This window comes from Colwellia sp. SU-HH01172 (assembly GCF_057553355.1).
Genome location: NZ_BAAJMB010000001.1, coordinates 36,336 through 55,451 on the forward strand (window position 1 = coordinate 36,336; position 19,116 = coordinate 55,451).

General features: G+C 38.2%; 21 protein-coding genes. 5 read left to right on the top strand and 16 right to left on the bottom strand.

What is annotated here, in order from left to right:
- Positions 1-75: 75 nt before the first annotated feature.
- The 5 genes from AC27JP_RS00160 to AC27JP_RS00180 all read right to left on the bottom strand — a co-directional run bounded on the left by AC27JP_RS00160 (position 76) and on the right by AC27JP_RS00180 (position 4,549).
- A complete protein-coding gene (locus AC27JP_RS00160; protein WP_487111377.1) occupies positions 76-843 on the bottom strand; it encodes a tRNA-uridine aminocarboxypropyltransferase in 768 nt (255 codons plus the stop codon).
- A gap of 159 nt (positions 844-1,002) precedes the next feature.
- Positions 1,003-1,806 carry a DUF2884 family protein gene (locus tag AC27JP_RS00165; RefSeq protein WP_487111379.1) on the bottom strand — a complete coding sequence of 268 codons (804 nt, stop codon included), beginning with the start codon at positions 1,804-1,806 and terminating at the stop codon, positions 1,003-1,005.
- A 469-nt stretch (positions 1,807-2,275) separates the two neighbouring features.
- Positions 2,276-3,430 (bottom strand): cell division protein ZapE, encoded by a 1,155-nt coding sequence (gene zapE / locus AC27JP_RS00170; protein WP_487111381.1) that lies wholly within the window; start codon positions 3,428-3,430, stop codon positions 2,276-2,278.
- A gap of 96 nt (positions 3,431-3,526) precedes the next feature.
- Positions 3,527-3,736, bottom strand: a complete 210-nt coding sequence (locus AC27JP_RS00175; protein WP_077287100.1) for a cold-shock protein — start codon at positions 3,734-3,736, stop codon at positions 3,527-3,529.
- Between the two features lie 303 nt (positions 3,737-4,039).
- On the bottom strand, positions 4,040-4,549 hold the full coding sequence (locus AC27JP_RS00180; protein WP_487111383.1) for an RNA methyltransferase: 510 nt from the start codon (positions 4,547-4,549) through the stop codon (positions 4,040-4,042).
- Positions 4,550-4,771: 222 nt separating this feature from the next.
- Between AC27JP_RS00180 and AC27JP_RS00185 the strand changes: the two genes are divergently transcribed.
- A complete protein-coding gene (locus AC27JP_RS00185) occupies positions 4,772-5,386 on the top strand; it encodes a hypothetical protein (RefSeq protein WP_487111385.1) in 615 nt (204 codons plus the stop codon).
- A 164-nt stretch (positions 5,387-5,550) separates the two neighbouring features.
- Complete coding sequence (lepB, locus tag AC27JP_RS00190; RefSeq protein WP_487111387.1) at positions 5,551-6,216, top strand: signal peptidase I; 666 nt, start codon at positions 5,551-5,553, stop codon at positions 6,214-6,216.
- 134 nt (positions 6,217-6,350) lie between these two features.
- Here lepB and AC27JP_RS00195 read toward each other — a convergent pair whose 3' ends face one another.
- Complete coding sequence (locus AC27JP_RS00195) at positions 6,351-8,132, bottom strand: thiamine pyrophosphate-dependent enzyme (protein WP_487111389.1); 1,782 nt, start codon at positions 8,130-8,132, stop codon at positions 6,351-6,353.
- A 273-nt stretch (positions 8,133-8,405) separates the two neighbouring features.
- On the opposite strand from AC27JP_RS00195, the gene AC27JP_RS00200 reads away from it, so the two are divergent.
- Entirely contained in the window at positions 8,406-9,185 is a 780-nt protein-coding gene (locus AC27JP_RS00200; protein WP_487111391.1) for a peptidylprolyl isomerase, read from the top strand.
- Positions 9,186-9,262: 77 nt separating this feature from the next.
- On the opposite strand, the gene nudC is transcribed toward AC27JP_RS00200, so the two are convergent.
- The 4 genes from nudC to hpf all read right to left on the bottom strand — a co-directional run bounded on the left by nudC (position 9,263) and on the right by hpf (position 11,661).
- Entirely contained in the window at positions 9,263-10,258 is a 996-nt protein-coding gene (gene nudC / locus AC27JP_RS00205; protein WP_487111393.1) for an NAD(+) diphosphatase, read from the bottom strand.
- Positions 10,259-10,271: 13 nt separating this feature from the next.
- A complete protein-coding gene (locus tag AC27JP_RS00210; protein WP_487111395.1) occupies positions 10,272-10,610 on the bottom strand; it encodes a winged helix-turn-helix transcriptional regulator in 339 nt (112 codons plus the stop codon).
- Between the two features lie 155 nt (positions 10,611-10,765).
- On the bottom strand, positions 10,766-11,179 hold the full coding sequence (gene arfB, locus AC27JP_RS00215; RefSeq protein WP_487111397.1) for an alternative ribosome rescue aminoacyl-tRNA hydrolase ArfB: 414 nt from the start codon (positions 11,177-11,179) through the stop codon (positions 10,766-10,768).
- A 125-nt stretch (positions 11,180-11,304) separates the two neighbouring features.
- The gene (hpf, locus tag AC27JP_RS00220) at positions 11,305-11,661 is read right to left on the bottom strand and encodes a ribosome hibernation-promoting factor, HPF/YfiA family (RefSeq protein ID WP_487111399.1); all 357 of its coding nucleotides are present in this window, start codon (positions 11,659-11,661) and stop codon (positions 11,305-11,307) included.
- Positions 11,662-12,180: 519 nt separating this feature from the next.
- Between hpf and AC27JP_RS00225 the strand changes: the two genes are divergently transcribed.
- The gene (locus tag AC27JP_RS00225) at positions 12,181-13,278 is read left to right on the top strand and encodes a 1-acyl-sn-glycerol-3-phosphate acyltransferase (protein WP_487111401.1); all 1,098 of its coding nucleotides are present in this window, start codon (positions 12,181-12,183) and stop codon (positions 13,276-13,278) included.
- Positions 13,279-13,355: 77 nt separating this feature from the next.
- Here AC27JP_RS00225 and AC27JP_RS00230 read toward each other — a convergent pair whose 3' ends face one another.
- From AC27JP_RS00230 to AC27JP_RS00240, 3 genes are all read right to left on the bottom strand, one after another.
- Positions 13,356-14,792 (bottom strand): zinc-binding metallopeptidase family protein, encoded by a 1,437-nt coding sequence (locus AC27JP_RS00230; RefSeq protein WP_487111403.1) that lies wholly within the window; start codon positions 14,790-14,792, stop codon positions 13,356-13,358.
- Between the two features lie 174 nt (positions 14,793-14,966).
- Positions 14,967-15,281 carry an AzlD domain-containing protein gene (locus AC27JP_RS00235; RefSeq protein ID WP_487113389.1) on the bottom strand — a complete coding sequence of 105 codons (315 nt, stop codon included), beginning with the start codon at positions 15,279-15,281 and terminating at the stop codon, positions 14,967-14,969.
- A complete protein-coding gene (locus AC27JP_RS00240; protein WP_487111405.1) occupies positions 15,281-16,066 on the bottom strand; it encodes an AzlC family ABC transporter permease in 786 nt (261 codons plus the stop codon). Before AC27JP_RS00240 ends, AC27JP_RS00235 begins: the two co-directional genes overlap by 1 nt.
- Before the next feature lie 139 nt (positions 16,067-16,205).
- Here AC27JP_RS00240 and AC27JP_RS00245 point away from each other — a divergent pair, with 139 nt between their 5' ends.
- Entirely contained in the window at positions 16,206-16,769 is a 564-nt protein-coding gene (locus AC27JP_RS00245; protein WP_487111407.1) for a hypothetical protein, read from the top strand.
- A 179-nt stretch (positions 16,770-16,948) separates the two neighbouring features.
- Here the strand turns inward: AC27JP_RS00245 and kdsB are convergent, their stop codons facing one another.
- The 3 genes from kdsB to lpxK form a co-directional block, all read right to left on the bottom strand.
- Positions 16,949-17,713, bottom strand: coding sequence for a 3-deoxy-manno-octulosonate cytidylyltransferase (gene kdsB, locus AC27JP_RS00250; protein WP_487111408.1), 765 nt, complete (start codon positions 17,711-17,713; stop codon positions 16,949-16,951).
- Positions 17,714-17,753: 40 nt separating this feature from the next.
- Complete coding sequence (locus tag AC27JP_RS00255) at positions 17,754-17,936, bottom strand: Trm112 family protein (protein WP_487111410.1); 183 nt, start codon at positions 17,934-17,936, stop codon at positions 17,754-17,756.
- Positions 17,937-18,057: 121 nt separating this feature from the next.
- Positions 18,058-19,107, bottom strand: coding sequence for a tetraacyldisaccharide 4'-kinase (gene lpxK / locus AC27JP_RS00260; RefSeq protein WP_487111411.1), 1,050 nt, complete (start codon positions 19,105-19,107; stop codon positions 18,058-18,060).
- Between the last annotated feature and the right edge of the window lie 9 nt (positions 19,108-19,116).

Genomic DNA, 19,116 nt, shown 5'->3' on the forward strand with positions numbered 1-19,116 from the left:
AATTAGTTTTACTTAAGCTGCAGTGTTTTCATACATTTAAAGTAAAGCTATTAACCAATTCTTACCCGCTAGCTGTTATACCTTATCGCTAGCAATAGTTATCCCATTAAGTTTTGTAAAAGCCTTGTAATCGGCAACTGCCCCTGGATTACCTCTATTTTCTTGGCAAACACCACGTTGATACTGATAACTAAAAACATCAAACCATAAATCGAGTAGATTGGCATTGGTTTGCTCACCTGCCAAGGCTAAAATTTGTGCGGCAACTTCTGCTGTTGCTAATTCAGTATTATTGGCCGCCAAACGAATTTGATATCGTGAACTTAGTTCTGACTCACTTTCAGGCGCTTTAGGTGTGAATGACACCACTGGTAGATTTTGCAAATACGGACTACGGCGAAATATTTTTTTCGCTTCGCGCCAACTACCATCTAACATAATAAACAATGGTCTCTTACCTGACTCAAGTGTTATTTCATTATCAAACACTTGTCGATTTTCACCGACATAAGCTTTGGGAAATACAATCATAGGCTGCCAACTTGGATCGGCTAATAAGGCTAAAACGTCAGGGTTTTCTTCGGTTCTCGACCATAAAAAAGCAAAGGTATCAGGAATAAGATCGGCAATTAATTTACCCGTATTACTTGGCTTTAATACTTCCGTATCGTACATCAGCAATAAAAAGCCGGCGTTAGATTGCACTTCTGGCGCTAATGAACAAATACAAAACTGTTTAGCCAAGCGACAAAGCTCACAACGAATAACTCGTTGCCCTCTCGATTTATAGGTCGTTGTGCTTAAGCTTTTACGGTATTGATGAAGTCGTTGAACAGCGTGCATAAGTGAACTATCAGGTAATTTGGGGGCGCTACTGTAACGTGCAGCTTAGTGCTTAGCAATAAAAACATGATGCTTTATCAGAAATAAAAAAGCGCTAAGGAATTTCCCTTAACGCTGCTATAAACTTTGACGAAATTATCAAAGGACTATGCTAATTATCTAAATTTCATTGTGGTTGCCCTTGTGACTAGCCGTGATGAAATTAAAGTCTGCTAACTCATCAATTTCACCTTTTAATTGTTCTTCCATTTCATCAATCATGATCACTGATTGACAAAGTGCTTCGCCACGTTTTTCTAACCCTTCACCACGCGACTCCATTTCGTGTTCAATTTGTTGGCCAAAATTTTCCATACGGGTTTCAAAAGCGTCCATATCACCGCCTGAAAATAGCATTTCTTGACCAACTGCAATCATCAAACTGCCTATTGAATTTTGAACCGTTGTTTCAACAGCCGTTTCAATACGTTGTTCAAACTCTTCACCAAAGAAGTCGTCCCCAGCAAAACCATTTTCATCAATATAGAAGTCTTTTGAACCATCAAACTCACTATCAACTTCACTGCGAATCGTGGTTAATTGCGTGGTTAAATCAGCACTAACATCATTACCTTCTCCCAATAATTCATTGAAGGCTAAGTTAACTCCGTCAATGGCTAAGTCGATGGCATCAAGGGCAATACTTTTAACTTCAGGCACAACATCACGAATACTAGTGGAATATTCGGCCAATAACGATTGCTGGCTTGAGGTTAAGTCAACTTCATCGCCGTTAACAATAAGCGTATCGTTATTAACTATGGTATATAGCGTAGATTTATTTTTTGAGAAAGTAATTTCTTTGGCATTAATTTTAATTCCACCGTTTAAATCAACATTACATGAATTACTAGAAAAAGAATTATCGTGAGCATAGCTTGTTGAACTTGCAAGAATTAACGCAGTAGCAATCAAAGTTTTCATATTTACCTTCCTTTATAAACCAATCAAAAATAGAGACCTGTTTCTCAGTTATTATTGTCTACAAGTCTGATGCCAAAATTAAAAAACTATATTTATTAATAAGTTAAGAATAACAGATATTTCAGAAGTAACACAAAAGCCACTAATTCGTTAAATAACAAATCATTTGGCGAAATTAACAAATTAAAAAATAGGATATACCACTAGGGGCTGTTGATCTTTGTTTATATTTTCAGCAATAGTTTTTTTTAACGTTAGCAAAGCAGAATGAACGATGTTTGGTTGTTCCAAATAAGTGAGATTCTAATGCTGCTAGCGTTAAAAATAGTCATTGCCCAAAGGGCTGAGTCTAAAATTGCCTTACTTTGCGTTGAAAATGACTGATCTAGATGACTAAATTGCACCATTTTCGCCTTAATTAAGGCAATTTTAATTCTCAGCTGAATTAATAAACAAAGATCAACAGCCCCTAGGAGTAATTTAATCTTTGCATCTCAAAAAGTCTTGATTGACAGCGAGCAAACTCAAAAGCTAATTGGCGGCCTTGGTAAAGTTCTGCAATATCAACATCAGCTTCAATAATTAAACGTATTTCTCGGTCATAAAATTCATCAACTAAGGCAATAAACCGTCTTGCTTCATCGTCTAAGGCGTTAAGCTCTGCCATAACAACCCCACTACGTTGATAGCTATCTTCAACACCGGAAAATACTGCTGGCACAAGCTCACCACGAAACTGAGGTACATTGGCAATTAAAACAACGTTATAACTATCTGCAAGGGCAATATAGTCTCGTTGGCTGCGCGGACCTGAACAAATTGCCATAAAATCGAACCAAATTGCGTTGTCAGCACTAGCGATAGTATTGATATGTCTACCGTGGATCATAACGTGATTTTGATAGTTAATATTGCCAACAGCGCAGTTGGCGAAATGTTGCTTTAAAAATAACGACTCTGTATTAGTTTTTATATAAAAATCACGATAGCTAACAACCGCAGCCGTTATTTCATTCAACCTATAGTCTTGTGGACCATTAATTGAAATAATGCGACAGAAGCGGTTAATAAGCTCAATAGTGGGTAAAAAGCGTTCTCGCTGCAAGCCATTTTTGTAAAGCTGTCTCGGTGCACAGTTAGATGTTGCAACTAGTATAATGCCAAGGGAAAACAAACTTTCAAATAAGCCAGCAAGTAACATCGCATCGCCAATATCATTGACGAAGAACTCGTCAAAACAAAGCACATCAACTTCTTTAGCCCAGTGACTGGCAATCAGCTTTAGTGGATTATCATGACCACTAAAATCACTTAACATTAAGTGCACGCTTTCCATAAAACGATGAAAGTGCATGCGTTTTTTACGAGTAATATTAAGCTGTTGATAAAACAGGTCCATCAACATGGTTTTTCCGCGACCAACCCGGCCATGAAAATAAATGCCCTGAATTGGTGCTGGTGGCTTAATTATACGCTTTAGGGTAGAGATAAGATTTTGAGGGGTGAATTTTTCATTTAGACGTTGAGATAATTCCTCTAACGCTGCAACAGCCAGGTACTGTGCTCTATCTTGCTTTAATTTATTACTTTCAATTAATTGTTGGTATTGCTCAACGACAGACATAGTTATTCTTTAGACATAAAAAAAGGGCAGACTTTCGTCTCCCCTTTTTCAACACTATTTAATATAACAGCTAGCGTAGCCAGCTAAAAATATTAATTAAAGTGCTACGATGTTCTCAGCTTGAGGACCTTTTTGACCTTGAGTTACAGTAAACTGTACTTTTTGGCCTTCAGCAAGAGTTTTGAAACCGTCGCCAGAGATTGCAGAGAAATGTGCGAAAACGTCTGGACCAGATTCTTGCTCGATGAAACCGAAACCTTTAGACTCGTTGAACCATTTAACTGTACCAGTAGTTGTATTAGACATTGTATTATCCTATTTATCGTAATTGATGCCTCAAAAATAAGGCGATGTTGCAGGAAGTGTTGCTATTACTTATTAAACAGGACGAGCTACTTACTAATATAACTTCGAAACTTTGTACATAAATATAGGTCTTACTTTCTAGCTGAGACGGATAATAGCGACTTTCAGCAAAGAGTCAAGTCGTTTCGGAGAAAAGACCACTTTCTTTTCGAAAAATGCACTTTATTACCCTAACAATCCATTATAACGGTCAATACCTGACTTAGTAGTCAATTTACTTAACAAAAATCAACTGAGCATTAATTAACTTTTTACTTTTACTTTATTGTTCGTGTCACGGCTTTTTTTTATTAATTCATCACCTAGATGTGTTGGCGTTCGTTTAGCCATACGATCATAAAGTAGCACATTAACACTCGCCGCTAAATTCATACATCCTATGGTCGGCACATAAACGACCGCGTCCGCCCTATCAATAACCTCTTGTGCGATAGTGCCATCTTCAGGTCCAAAAATATAAAGCGCGTTTTCAGGATGCTCAAATTCAGGTAATGGCGTTGCTCCCTCGACTAAATCAACACAAATCACACGCTGCTCAGGCAATATACAGTCAATTAGCGATTCAACCGAATTTAACGGAATTTTTCGTAATACATCTTTAGTATCTGTATGAAACTTTGCCGCTCGCGCATACCTTACACCTGTATAGCGCACTTCATTGGCCTGATAGCAACCAGCAGCGCGCATTACCGCACCAACGTTTGTCGGACTTTTAGGATCTGTTAAACCAATAACAACATTTTCTTTTATCATTTCTAACAATACTTATAACTTCACTGGTAAATTCCAGGCAATTTTGCGCTGCAATAGCAAAGACTACAAGAAAATTTTATTGAAAACCTCTTCAAATATGTCTCAAGCGTTTTAACTGCAGGCATATGGTTACCGAACGCGATTTTCTCGTATATCTTTGCTGTATTTCTGCTAGCATCATGCTTTAGCTTATATTAATCGAATTAAAGGTAGGTCACTGTAATGGTAATCAAAATAAACACATTTAAAAAAATAATCTCGGCTATTTTTTGCACTTACGCAAGTGCAACCATTGCCAGTGAAGCGCCGCTCGTTTCTATCGAAAGCCACGACACTTTCTTTAATAGTATTAAAAAACACTGTGGGAAGGCTTTTCAAGGCAAGGTTTCGATTGATAATGCCAAAGGTGATGGCTTTAGCAACAAGCTCCTTATTATGCATGTTAGAAAGTGCAGCAATGATAAATTGGAAATACCCTTTCATGTCGGTGACGATGCTTCAAGAACTTGGATAATCAGCAAAACGGGCTCCGGACTTTCATTAAAGCACGATCATCGCCATCAAGATGGTAGTCATGATGAATCAACCATGTATGGCGGACATACCACTGACGCTGGTTGGCCACAAGTGCAGTCATTTCCGGCAGATGAATATTCAAAGCAGCTATTTGTTAAAACGGGTATTCCGCAATCAGCCGGCAATACTTGGCAGATGTTTATCTACCCTGAAAAGTTTAGTTATCGACTTATTCGACAAGGGCGTGAATTTCGTGTTGATTTTGATTTAACAACAGCTATTACGCCGCCAGCTGCACCTTGGGGTTATAGTGATAAGTAAAATATATTGAATGGCAATTTATAAAATTAAATATTAATTTATAGAGACAGAAATAAATAATTACATTTCACATCGCTGTTTTCCTTCAAATTCTTGAACTTTAAAATAACGACTGAGTCGAAAGCTAAGTCGTTATTTTATTTGAACAACTGAAAAGGAATGTCATGAGAAAAAGTACTTCAAACTTCTTTAAAGAAAACAAATCACTTTTATTATTCATCAGTTTGATGCTGGTTTTTCGCAGCGCCGTGGCTGATTGGAATGACGTGCCTACTGGCTCAATGAAACCAACGATTGTCGAAGGTGACCGCATTCTGATTAATAAAATGGCATATGACTTAAAGCTGCCATTTAGCCAGCAGACATTAATAACGTTTACTGATCCTGAACGCAACGATATCGTCATTTTTGAATCAAAAGTCGCTGACAAACGTTTAGTAAAAAGAGTTATCGGTATTCCTGGCGATACCGTGTCTATGGATAAAAATCAGTTATTAATCAACCAAGAAGCTGCAAGTTATAAAGTGATAGCGAACAAAGGTGATTATATACTAAGTGAGGAAAGTATTGCTGGAAACAGCCATTTGATACGTACGAAAGTGCAACCTGGAAATGCCAGTAATTCACAACTTGCGAACTTTAGAGAGGTGACCATTCCTGAAGGTTATTATTTAATGATGGGAGATAATCGAGATAATAGCGCAGATTCACGGGTCATTGGCTTAGTGCCACGTGAAGAAATTATTGGTCGTTCTAACAAAGTCGCTTTTTCTTTAAATTATGACGAATACTTAATGCCACGCAGTGAACGTTTTCTAAAAGCGATTTAAATACTAACTAACCTGAGCTCAGGATAAGCAAAATGCTACAGCAGCGCTATTAAAGCGTATTTCTACGCTGTTTAAGTGCGACGGCTGAATTAGTCATCGCACTTGCTTTCGTTATTTGTGTTCAGAGTTTATAGTTATAAAGTCAACGCTTGCCACTGTTTAAGTGCATCAGTTTGACCATTTTTAGCTTTGATATAAAGATTTAGTAAACGTATTTCATGGCACTGTCGCTCTTCAATGGGTTTCGCCAACACCTCAATCAAAGAGATCCCAGTGCGATTTAAACTGGCTTTAAAATCAGTAATAAACTCACCTGTCGTTTTAACCGTCGAAGAAATTCCCTGATAGCCTTTAATCACCTGATGAACATCAAACCTTTCATCATTACAATGATATATTGCGTCGTCACCACTTTTGCCTAAGTGAAAGACATTGTTACGCATATAGACAATGGTGACATCGCTATCATCTTTTAAAAAATGAATCAGTTCATTTAATTGGAAGTGAAATCCGCCATCACCAATAATAACCACCGCCCTTTCATCTTGGCCGTTATCTTGAATACGCTGCGCAACTACGCGCGCATATGGCAATGCGGTGCCCATAGCGCCATACCATGGATTGGTCAGCCAACCTCGTCCTAATGAGGACTGCTTAACATGCAAACTGTAGCTAGAAAAATATGAATTACCTACTTCAGGAAGGTAAACTAAAGCTGTGCTTATTTCACTTTGCAAATGATTTAACGTGTTTGCCAAATTATTAAAATCGACTTCATCATCAATATTTAACTTTTCGCACTCAGTGGGCGGTGCGATAAACTCGAACACTTTGCTATTGCGTTGCAGCAACAAGTGAAATATTTCTATTAAATCTTGCTCTAATAGTGTGCCACCTTTGAGCAAGGTTTTATTGTCAAAGGTTTCAATTTTATGGGTGCCAGTAGCAAAGGCGATATTACTGTCTTGTGGTAAAATACTGCTGGCAACATCAATAACATAATCAACCTTATTTTCAATATAATTTCGGCCAGATGTTTGAGTAAAAACACCGTTATAGGCACCTAAGCAAAGCGGTTGAAATTCATCAAAAACACCTTTTGCAAACCAACTTGTTGCATAAGGAATATTGAATTTGTTAGCAAATTCTAACAGCAAGTTTTGCAATATTTTATTGTGCTTTAATCTATCGCCTAAATACAGTAATGGAAACTGTGCATTAGTTAACTTTTCAATTATCGCGTCAACAACTAATTCCGAGCCAGTAAGTACGTGCTCACAACCACATATTTCTCCGACCGCTTTAGGTAGTTGAATGGGTTGTGTTTTTTGAAAAACTTGATCACGAGGAACTTCAATAAATACTGGTTGTTTGGTTTTATAGGCATGGGCAACTAATTGATAAAAGCGCTCGCCGGCAACATTGGGATGACCTGGTGCTCTTTGCCCTTGTAGACGCTCAACTTTAACGCCTAACGCTGCGAAAGCGCTTAAGGCGTTGTCATACTCGGTTTTCCAGGCTGTATTCGGATGTAAAGTATGATGAATAGCGAGATTATCGACTTCGGCTTCAGCAGGTGCCCCGGAAATAAAAACGACTGGCAAGCCTTCGGTAACCGCTAATGCCGCCGCCGATGTGCAAGGCATGCTGCCAACCATATAGGTAGATAAACAAAAGCCAATGCCATCAACTTCTGCTTTTGCACAGGCAGAAAAACCCGCATGCATTTCATTACTTGACGGACAAATTGATATTTTCGGCGCAATGGCCGCAATTAAATTTGCGGCAAAGTCGCCACCGACACCGTAAATTCGCTCGGCACCGAAGAACTTAATAACATCAGTAATGGTATCACCTAATGTCGGTAAGCTTTCGTTATAAGCCTTGCCTAAATTCATTTCATATGAAATTGACACTAAAAAAGTCCTTAAACATTATTTTCATAAAGGCTGAGGACTTTACTAAGAATAATTAAACTGACTGATGATCAAGATCATATTTCTACCTAGCTATTTACATCAAACGTTCGTCAACTTGGCAGAAGAAGTTTACAGGGAATGTAAAATACGGCAGAAAAATAAAGAATAATCTTAATATTACTTTATTCTAATATTAGGTCTTGTCGCATTGTGCAAAAAAAACTATTATCCGTGCTCTTTTCAAAAACCAACAATGACATGATTTATCTTATGAATTTATCTAACGTTTCAAAACTATCTATCGCGGCACTCACTTTCGTTACCCTTTCAGCTTCCGCAACCGTAGTGGAGTTCACAACATCACATGGTAACTTCAAAGTTAATTTACACGATGAAACAACTCCCGAAACAGTCAGTAATTTTCTTAAATATGTAACAGATGGAGATTATAACAACACAGTTGTACATCGTGTTGTTCCTGACTTTGTGATGCAAGCAGGTGGCTTTGAATTTACTGGTAACCTTCCTTTAGATGCAATTCCAACAGATAACTCGATCATAAACGAACCCGTTTATTCAAATGTTCGTGGCACTATTGCGATGGCTAAAGTAAGTGGAAATGAAAATAGCGCCACAAGCCAATGGTTTATTAATTTATCTGATAACAGTGTAGGAGACGCTAAATTAGATACTCAAAATGGTGGTTTCACTGTATTTGGCGAAGTTGTTGAAGGAATGGATAATATTGACATTATATCGGGGTTAACACTTTGTAACAGCATACCAACTCCTGATTTAACAACAGAACAATGCACTGATACTAACTTTGTTCCCGGTGTTGATAACTTCGTGACCATAGTATCTGTGGTTATAACTGACTCATCGGTAAATAGTGCCGACAGCTTATCGCCAGTAAAAAACACTTCATTGCCAGTAACACCACCAGTGACACCTGAACCACCTAAATCAAGTAGTGGTGGTGGCTCAATCGCTTGGTTAGGTTTAGCTTTTGCTGCATTAGTATCTATGAGACGTTTTTTAAAGAAATAGCGTAAAAATCAATAAACGCAGATAAAAGACAAAGACTCTTGAGTTAATAACAGCCCTAATTAGGGCTGTTATTTTATTTATAACTTAGTTTGACGCTGTTTTTCACACCAAGAATCTATTAGCAACCTCGCTATCGATTCTTTTCTAGGTAGCTTAGGGCCATCAACTTCATCCCCCCAGTCATTAAAACCTGCCAATTGCTCTGCCGTAAACCATGCTGCACTTCTTAATTCTTCTTGTTCAAGATTAATTTCCATGCTTTCTGCTCGAGCAATAAACCCTAACATCAATGAATTAGGGAACGGCCATGGCTGTGAATCAACATAATTGACTTCCTTTACCTTAATGCCAACTTCCTCAAACACTTCTCGGCTTACCGCCTCAGATAGTGATTCGCCTGGATCAACAAATCCCGCTAAAGTTGAGTAAACTTGCTCAGGAGTTCGGTGGTGCTCTGCCAATAAGCACATAGCCGGGCCAACTTCTGGTTGGTATTCAACTAGCATTATTACCACGGGATCGGTGCGAGGAAATTGCTCAGCCTGACATTGCTCATTCCCACATAAACGACGATGACCGCCGTCCATTGACTGAGTTTTATGACCACAGCAACCGCAATACAAGGAATTTTGCTGCCAATGAATTAACGACTTCCCATAACCTAACATTGCGCTTTGTGCTGAATTTAACAACGAAAGAGAACGTCTAAAATCGATAAACTTGATATTATCGTTAACAAGACTTTGCCTAGTATTCATTAGCCATTGTTCAAGTTCTTGTTCACTCATTGCTGAAAGATCATAGATAAAATGCGCAATATCATTTTGTAATCCCAAAAATATGACATTATTGCGCTGTTCAGGGTTAAGTGTTGAAAGCACATCAGCACTCATAGTTTGCTCATCAGCGCTATAAGTAAAAATAGCTAAATCCATATAGAGAAATTTATTACGCCAAAAGAAATAAAAGCTACTGTCTTTCGCTGATATTTTATCACTAAGCCAGCTTTGGTTTTTTCTTAAATGACTGGCCCGCTCCAACGACATTTTACAAAATGTTAAATCAATGCTCATATTACTTCCTTTTCTAACTTTGCGGATCAGCAAATGTTGCTTGCCATTGCTTAGCCCATTCGCTTAATGGCGAAATCACCTTAAACAGCTCTAGGCCAATGGTCGTTAATTGATAACCTTGAATATTTTTCTCCACCAAGTTTGTTTGTTGTAACTCTTTTAGGCGGTTAGTTAATAAGGTCGGGGAAATATTCTCACAACGCAGCTGTAATTCACTAAAACTCAAAGGCCCCTGTCGTAGTTGCCAAACAATCCCCAACGCCCAAGTTCGCCCGAGTAAATCTAATGATGCCATAATCGGCTTACCAGTTTTTGATCCCCTAACCGGAGTGCCTGGAATAGGTAAAGACATATAACCTCTCGTAAAAATACATTCTTAAATAGTCAACCCACCAACTACATATTATGTAGTAAACTACAAAAAATGTAGTCAGATAGCAAGAAGTATCAAAAAATTAAAAGTATTAGAAATCGTTGAGGGGGTTATAGGGTTATAGGGTTATAGGGTTATAAACTTACTTTAGCGCGCAGCGACTTGGTTTGCCCTTTACGCTTTTTATTATCAACGCGTCGCTTTTGTGAATTGTGAGTTGGTTTTGTTGCTCGACGCCTTTTCTGGACAACCATGGCAGCTAAAATAATCTCTTTAAGTCGATTAAGTGCGTCATCTTTGTTTTGGTCTTGGGTTCTAAAAGATTGTGCCTTAATTATAATAATGCCCTCGGCTGTGATCCGACTATCTTGCAGTTTTAATAGTCGTTCTTTGTATATCGCAGGTAATGATGACCGAGTAATATCAAAGCGTAAATGTATTGCAGTGGCAACCTTATTAACACGCTGACCACCATTGCCTTGCGAGCGAATCGCGTTAAGCTCTATTTCCCATTCAGCAAGAGTAATACTATTAGAAATCTCTAACATAATGTTCTGATAAGTCGCTCACGGTTGTTTGATAGGGTATTAATGATTATAAACTATTAGTGAATATTAAAGGAATAGTGCAAGAAAAAAGGAGGCTTCAGCCTCCTTGAAATAAAGGGGTGCAGTTAATTTAAATTCATTTCCTGAACGCGCTCATGAGCAATCTCTGGCGCTGTTGCTGCTGGTTTACTATGCAAGTTCGCTTTTAATAGACCTTTTCTATGTTTTAATGCTGCGTCTAGTTTTTTAGCTGCACCAGCAATCGCTGGATACATAACGGCATCGTTCGCCGACGCTGAAATTCGACCGCCTTCATAGGTGGTTCGTAACTCAACATTATGCTTATTGTGTTCTTGCGATAAAATAACATCTAAAGAAATTAAGGTGGGAAAATGGGTCGCTATTTTCGAAAATTTTTCATGGATATGTTCTTTGATTGAATCAGTAACGTCGACATGATGACCTGAAAGATTTATTTTCATAGGTATTCCTTTTTATTGGTTACTCCATATCAATACTTGGGTCTAAATAGCAAAAACGCAAGTCAAACCGGACAATTAATTTATTTAATTCCTGGCTTAATGATCTGTTCGAGGTTTTGCTTGAGTCACTTAGCTGCAATCACCATCACATGAAAATTACATCACTTTTTATTACTTTAAACTAAGCCTATGTTTTTGCTATAACTAAAACTTATTCGAGTAAATATTGTCGTCGAGCTAATACCGACAGGGTTGTGAACATTTAAGCATGAGACGAAATGAGCATGAGTTGTTCCAAAATCAATCTTAGTGCTGCCAGCCTCGATTAGTTTTCATTTTGCACACCACCACATTCGAATATTTAGGAACTTAAGCAAAAAACTGGCTAAGTGCCAAGCTTAACTAAATTTTTTCTTATTTGCGCAAATGTATTAAACAATAAGCATATTTTTAAAATTGATTCAGTTATAATCGAAAAAGTAGTTATAGTTTATTTTTACCGTTTAAAGAGATCCCTCAATGTTTGATGATATACGACCTTATCGTGATGATGAGGTGGCTGCCGTAATCGAAAAGTTAATTAATGAAAGAGGATTACAGGCATCAATTGCTAGCTTGAAGTTACCAAAACTATACAAAATTCTGCCAAGCCTAGCTTGTTCAATTGTAAAATGGTCGTTAAAGTTTCGGGCTCAAAAGTTTCATAACATTGAACAAATTCAAATTGAAGTAGCAAAATATCTACACCACTTAATCAAAAAAAGCACTGACGGCTTTAGCTTTAGTGGCATTGAAAATATCGACCCATCTAAACCGGCATTGTTTATTAGTAATCACAGAGACATTGTTCTAGACGTTGCACTGGTGAACTTAGCGCTATACAAAAATGATATAAATACTGTAGAAGCTGCGGTTGGCGATAATTTGTTACATCAGCCTTGGGTTGCTGATTTAATGCGAATTAACAAAAGTTTTATCGTAAAACGTAACGAGGAAAACAAACGAGCAATGTTAAAAGCCTCAAAACAATTATCCGCTTACATTCACGATACCGTGGCTAATCGCCAACAAAATATCTGGATAGCTCAACGTGAAGGTAGAGCAAAAGATGGTATTGATAAAACCAACGCCGCTTTGATTTCAATGCTTTTACTGAACAAAGATAAGCAGATGCCAATCGCAGAATATTTACAGCAGCTTAATATTATCCCGGTATCAATTTCTTATGAATTCGACCCTTGCGATAATGATAAAGCCATTGAATTGGCTGAGAAAGAAGCGACTGGCAACTATGTTAAGCAAGATGGCGAAGACCTAAAAAGTATCACGCAAGGTTTAACAGGACAAAAAGGCCGTGTTCACTTAGAATTTTGTCAGCCAATTCAAGGAGAATTTGCCGATAGTAAAGCGATTGCAGCAACTATCGATAAGGAAATTATTGCCAATTATAAGCTTTACGATAGTAACTTAGTTGCCCATGCAGCATTGAATAAAGGGCAAGCTGACAGCTCCGTACTTGCACAATTAAACCAGCGTATGGAAAACCTCACCAACGAGCAAAAGCATTGGTTATTGACTATGTACGCCAACCCAGTGTCAGCTAAGCAAGCATTATAAAATTAGCTATTCATAAGCACAAAAAAAGCCGTATTTTTCAATGCGGCTTTTTTGTTTTCAACTATGACAATAACCGGCTATTTTTCTTGATAAAATGCCGACATTGCTTTGTACAGCGAGTATAAGTCAACTTTAGAGCCTACCGCATATGGCGAGTGAATTGACAAAATAGGTATGCCAAAGTCAATCACATCCATATTGTCATTTGATAAGTCGCTACCAATAGTACCGCCAGATGCTTTGCCTTTATACGTCGACGTTTGCCACTTTATATCGGCATTATCTAAATAGTTGCGTGTCCATGCCATATACTCAGAATTCGCATTAAAACCACCACCATAAAGTTTTAAGTTAACGCCATTACCTAAGCGAGGCGCATTACCTAACTCCCAAACACTTGACCACGTCGGGTTAACGCCGGGGTTGACATCGGCAGAAATGACTTTAGTGTTTCGTAATACCTTACGCAATTGGTAATCATTGTAGCTGTCACCCATTTGGTTATAGAGAAGACCACTGATTAGATCGACTAAATAACTTGAGCTCGCGCCAGTATTATTAATATTGCCAACTTCTTCGTTATCCACCAAATACGCTATCGATGTATATTCAGGTGTTTTTTGCTCAGTCAGTGCTTTTACCGCAGCAATTGATGACGCTTTATCATCTTGACCATAAGCGGCGATCATACTGCGATCAAAACCAACATCCCGTGGTTTTGTCGCGGGTACTAACGCCAGCTCAGCAGAAACTAAATCTGCTACTGAAATATCATATTCGGCTTTCAAATAATCACTAACCTGATCCTTTATTTTTTTATCTAGCTCAGGTTTAGCGGCAACAATAACATCAAGCTCTTCTTTGCCAATAACATTGCGACTGGTGCGTTTTCGATTAGGAGAATCAACATGAGGGGCTAAATCTGTCACCATAAAAATTGGATCATTGTCATCAAAGCCAACAGAGATATTGACGGTACTACCATCTTTTTTATCGACACGCCCTACTAACGCTAACGGAATATTAACCCACTGATAAGTTTTTATGCCACCATGAATATACGTTTGAAACATCGCAAACTTTTGCTTTTCAAAAAGAGGCCTGCCTTTCAACTCTAAACGAGGCGCATCAATATGTGCACCAACAATACGAGCACCTTTTTCCAGTGGCTTTTTACCGATAACCATCAAGGTAATTGAGCGATCACGATTAACATCATAAAAACGAGCGCCCGGTTGTAAATGACTTTTTTCACTGAACTTTTTGAAGCCTAACTTTTCAACTCTGTTAATGGTTTCACTAACAAAGGTTAGCTCAGTCGGCACCTTATAAATATAGTCTTTATATTCAGTGGCGTAGCGCTCTACCGCCTTTAACTCTTTGGCAGTTAAATTCAACCAACTTGAAGGTGAAGCTTGTTTAGCTTTAGTGTCAGCGGCTTGTACTACAGCAGCCTGAGAAAGTGTTAAAGCGCTGACCACAGCCAGACTTGTTAATGTTTTAATAAAATTCATAACGATATTTTTAAAAACTAGACCCAAATAAAATATGTGCCTCATCATAAAAGTTAATAAGAACAACTGACAAGCATTATTCGATAACTCGCCTATTTTGTGCCGTAAATACCATGTAAGAATAGGTTCTAGTAGGAATATAGCCTGAGCGCGCACCATGAAGTTGTATTGAGGCTAGGCCAAAATAATAAACCGACAGAGAACAAAAGTGATGCCGCCAGCAAGCATAGTTAAATAAACACTTTTACTTTTAGCGGCAGTGATCACCGCAAAAAAAGCGCCAACAAAATAGGGATTAGTCACAGATAAGTTCAATTGTCCTGCTTGCACAAAAATTATCGGCAGCCAAATCGCTGTTAATACCGCCGGCGCACTATAACTTAAAAATTTTGCCAACTTAGCGCCTAAACGAATCGGCAAACTCGGGTGAATAAACAAATACCGTGTGCCGAAGGTAATTAATGCCATTAAACAAATGGTGAGTAGAATCATGATTTATCACCACGCTCTTTACTATTATTTGACGCTTTGTCAGTTAAGTCTTTCTCTGATCTAACTTCAATACTCTGGTTTCGGCTTTGCCAACGTTCGGTCATGTAACCACAATACATCGCGATGAGAGCGGCGGCGACTAAATCTAATTCAAGTTGTAATAATTTAAATATTACCGACAATAAACCAGCAACAACAACGGTGATAAAAACCGGTAAGGTAGTAATGGTTGGGATCACCAAAGCAATAAAGGTCACGGCAATGGCAAAATCTAACCCTAACTGAGTTAAATCAGGTAAATAGCTTCCAGCGACAATACCAATAACGTTCCACAGTAACCAAAATAAATAGAAACTTCCGCCCGCTATTAAGGCATAAATTAACCTTAACTTTCCTATAAAGGCTTTACTATTTCCCGACAAAGCAAATAGTTCATCCGTTAGCAAAAAACCAAGAGAATAACGCCACTTTGTCGATAACACCTTCAACTTATCACGCAATGCCAACCCATAAAGAAAATGCCGAGAACTAATCACTAAGGTGGTAAATAAAATCGTCGCTAATGAGGCATTATTTGCAATGAGCTCAATCGCTACAAGCTGAGCAGAGCCAGCAAAAACAACCAAAGGCATCAATAATGCTTCAAGCACAGTAAAGTCACGCTGTATCGCCAATGAGCCACAGAGAATTCCCCATGGTAATACCGCTAAATTTAACGGCAACATATCTAAAAAGCCCTTTTGCGCCATTAACCACTTGGCTTTACCTTTAGTTAACCCCATGAATTATTACAACCTTAATAAACTGAACTGCAATGTTAACATTTTCAAACAATTGAATTTAAATATATATTTTAATATCGAGCCATTGTGATTAGCATGACAAACCATAAGCTTTTTAACAAACCAACATGGAAACTTTATGCTTAAAAAAATAGCCATGATTTCTTTGCTAATAATAACCAACATGCTCACTGCCTGTTCTAGCGTGCCACTATCAACAATGTTAAAGCTTTCAAGCTTTAATGAGCAAAGTGTACTAAGCATTAATCCGGAAAACATTAGGGCAAAAATAACTGTTAATAATTTCATCGACATTGATTTAGAAAATACTAAGTTAGGCTTAGCGGTGGAAAGCTCACAGGGTAATTTAGCGCTGCAATTTCCTTTAGAAAAGCTAACATTGACAGGCAACAGTGCAACTGAAAGCTTCTTTTCCTCAACACCGGCAAGTCAAACCTATTTATTACAATTATCGCCTGTCGCGGTAGCTGATTTTAAAAAGCTGCAAAAACAACTTAGAACCTCTCAAGAAAACAGCTTTGGTTTTTCCGTCGGCGCGAAACTTAAGAAAAAAGAAAACTTAACTGATGAGCAAAAAGATCAAAAGCTATTTATGACTATTGAGCTAAAACTTGATGCCGCAGAAGAATTTTTTACCTTGATAGACAATGCAGAAATAAAAAATGGTAAGTCAGAGATTTAGTTCATCAAGCTAGGATAAATACCGCACAATAGCGCGGTAAATATATTCGCGCGGTATCGGAAAACGTAAACTCATATAAGTTTATACTTGGCTTCACGATCATAATTTTCTGGGATAAAAAAGAGGCATAAAGCCTCTTTTTTGTTTTCAAAATCAAATCACATTTAATAGTCAATAGATTATAACGATGCCGCGTAAGTTCTCGCTTTTTCAAGGTCTTCAGGGGTATCAACCCCTTCAACTGCTAAACGTGTTTTTGCTACCGCAACATGAATTTTTTCCCCTTGCCAAAGTACGCGTAGTTGCTCTAGCGACTCTACTTGCTCTAACTGGCTTGCAGGCCATTGCACATAATCTTTAATGAAACCGGCTCTATAGGCATAAATACCAATATGTCGGAGGTAAAAATCACCAATTTCACTAATATTATCGTTGTTGAGAAAACGCTCTCTATCATAGGGGATAGTCGCACGACTAAAATACAAGGCGTAACCATCTTTATCACAAAGCACCTTAACCGCATTTGGATTTAAGGCTTCTTTGACATCATTAATATTCATAGCCAGCGTAGCCATGCGAGCCTGGTTCTGACGCGATAAATTAGCCGCTACTTGCGCAATATTTTCAACTGGAATAAAGGGTTCATCCCCTTGAACATTAACAATAACTTGTTCGTCTGAAAACTGATACGTTTCCATTACCTCAGCAAGGCGTTCCGTTCCTGATTGGTGATCGGCGCGGGTTTTACACACTTCACCACCAAAACTTTTTACCACACTAGCAACTTCGTCATTATCGGTTGCGACAATAACTTGTTCTGCACCACTGGCTAACGCTTTTTCTACAACCCATTGGATCATAGGTTTACCGCCAATATCGGCTAAAACCTTACCGGGTAAACGCGACGATTCAAATCGTGCCGGGATCACTACCACAAACGACATAAAAACCTCATTAATCTGTTTAGCTATATCACTTTACGGATTATGCATCATCTTCAGTAATACGACGCGCTTCACTTTCAAGCAATACTGGAATATCTTTTTCTATTGCGTACGCTAAACGGTCAAATTTACATATTAATTCTTGTTGTTCTTTATTGTAGTCCAACTTCCCTTTACATACTGGGCACGCTAGGATTTCCATCAACTTAGTATCAAACGCCATAACACTCTCTCTTAAATATATTTTATCTGTTAATTTTACACTTAATTACTTGATGAATTGGCATCAAGTTTAAATTTTATCTATTTCCTGCGTCACTTTAGTTAAACTAGCCACAATAATGTTAGTGAACTAATGACGTAATTTTATCTATTAGCAATGTCATTGTTTGATCATCACTCGCTGCTGGAAATTGCGCATCAACCGGCAAATACCAATAGTGCTCTTTAGCAAAATCTACACATTTAACCGCGTCTTTTTCAGTCATCAACAAAGGTAAATCATCAGAAAACTGCTGTAAGTCGTTTACTGAGAATGCTTGATGATCAATAAAACCTTTTGCCGTTGCTAAGGAAAAACCAAGGTGTTCAAGGGTGGTAAAAAATCGTTTGGGATCGCCGATACCCGCTAAGGCATTGACACGTTTATCACTTGCTAAGTATTGCGCTAAAAAAGTTGCTAATTCCACACTAACACCAGTTTTAACATTAATAACTTTTGTCGCACTGAGCTGCATGCTTATCACAGGTGATTTTAAGTTTTCAGCGTCCGTCAACCATCGACTTTCGCCGTTAATAATAACGCAATCGGCTTGCTTAAGCCTGCTTTTAGTTTCTCTTAACGGCCCTGCTGGTACTAATAAGCCATTGCCAAATAAACGTTTGCCGTCAACAACAATAAACTCAAATGCTCTTTTTAAACGATAATGTTGCAGGCCATCATCAGCAATAATAATGTCACAGCCTTGGTCAATTAATTGCTGGCAAGCTTTTATTCTATCGGCGCCAATAACAACCGGAACACCACTGCGTTGAAAAATGAGCAAAGGTTCATCGCCAGCCTGCTCTGCCGTGCTATTTTCATTAACTTGATAGGGATAATAAGGCGCTATTGAGCCATAGCCACGACTGACAACACCAACAGTGCAGCCCTTTGCTAGTAGCTGTTCAACTAAAGACAAAGTTACTGGAGTTTTGCCATTACCACCGATGCCAATATTGCCAACAACCACAACCGGCACCGACATTTCAAACGATTCAAACCAGCCAAGTTTATAGGCTAGGCGACGAAAAATACTGGCGACTGAAAAAATAAGTGTTAATGGCAATAACAGCGGCACCATTAACCACTTTGCCGAATGACCATGAAACCAAACTTTCTCAATTAAGCGCATGAGTTATAA

Bases quoted from the DNA above. Each gene is read 5' to 3' on its own strand.
- AC27JP_RS00225 (WP_487111401.1), top strand. From the start codon at position 12,181: ATGTTTGATGATATACGACCTTATCGTGATGATGAGGTGGCTGCCGTA.
- AC27JP_RS00175 (WP_077287100.1), bottom strand. From the start codon at position 3,736: ATGTCTAATACAACTACTGGTACAGTTAAATGGTTCAACGAGTCTAAA.
- kdsB (WP_487111408.1), bottom strand. From the start codon at position 17,713: ATGTCGTTTGTGGTAGTGATCCCGGCACGATTTGAATCGTCGCGTTTA.
- AC27JP_RS00160 (WP_487111377.1), bottom strand. From the start codon at position 843: ATGCACGCTGTTCAACGACTTCATCAATACCGTAAAAGCTTAAGCACA.
- AC27JP_RS00245 (WP_487111407.1), top strand. From the start codon at position 16,206: ATGCTTAAAAAAATAGCCATGATTTCTTTGCTAATAATAACCAACATG.
- AC27JP_RS00200 (WP_487111391.1), top strand. From the start codon at position 8,406: ATGAATTTATCTAACGTTTCAAAACTATCTATCGCGGCACTCACTTTC.
- zapE (WP_487111381.1), bottom strand. From the start codon at position 3,430: ATGTCTGTCGTTGAGCAATACCAACAATTAATTGAAAGTAATAAATTA.
- AC27JP_RS00180 (WP_487111383.1), bottom strand. From the start codon at position 4,549: ATGATAAAAGAAAATGTTGTTATTGGTTTAACAGATCCTAAAAGTCCG.
- AC27JP_RS00165 (WP_487111379.1), bottom strand. From the start codon at position 1,806: ATGAAAACTTTGATTGCTACTGCGTTAATTCTTGCAAGTTCAACAAGC.
- arfB (WP_487111397.1), bottom strand. From the start codon at position 11,179: ATGTTAGAGATTTCTAATAGTATTACTCTTGCTGAATGGGAAATAGAG.
- AC27JP_RS00240 (WP_487111405.1), bottom strand. From the start codon at position 16,066: ATGGGGTTAACTAAAGGTAAAGCCAAGTGGTTAATGGCGCAAAAGGGC.
- hpf (WP_487111399.1), bottom strand. From the start codon at position 11,661: ATGAAAATAAATCTTTCAGGTCATCATGTCGACGTTACTGATTCAATC.
- nudC (WP_487111393.1), bottom strand. From the start codon at position 10,258: ATGAGCATTGATTTAACATTTTGTAAAATGTCGTTGGAGCGGGCCAGT.
- AC27JP_RS00255 (WP_487111410.1), bottom strand. From the start codon at position 17,936: ATGGCGTTTGATACTAAGTTGATGGAAATCCTAGCGTGCCCAGTATGT.
- AC27JP_RS00185 (WP_487111385.1), top strand. From the start codon at position 4,772: ATGGTAATCAAAATAAACACATTTAAAAAAATAATCTCGGCTATTTTT.
- AC27JP_RS00210 (WP_487111395.1), bottom strand. From the start codon at position 10,610: ATGTCTTTACCTATTCCAGGCACTCCGGTTAGGGGATCAAAAACTGGT.
- lpxK (WP_487111411.1), bottom strand. From the start codon at position 19,107: ATGCGCTTAATTGAGAAAGTTTGGTTTCATGGTCATTCGGCAAAGTGG.
- lepB (WP_487111387.1), top strand. From the start codon at position 5,551: ATGAGAAAAAGTACTTCAAACTTCTTTAAAGAAAACAAATCACTTTTA.
- AC27JP_RS00230 (WP_487111403.1), bottom strand. From the start codon at position 14,792: ATGAATTTTATTAAAACATTAACAAGTCTGGCTGTGGTCAGCGCTTTA.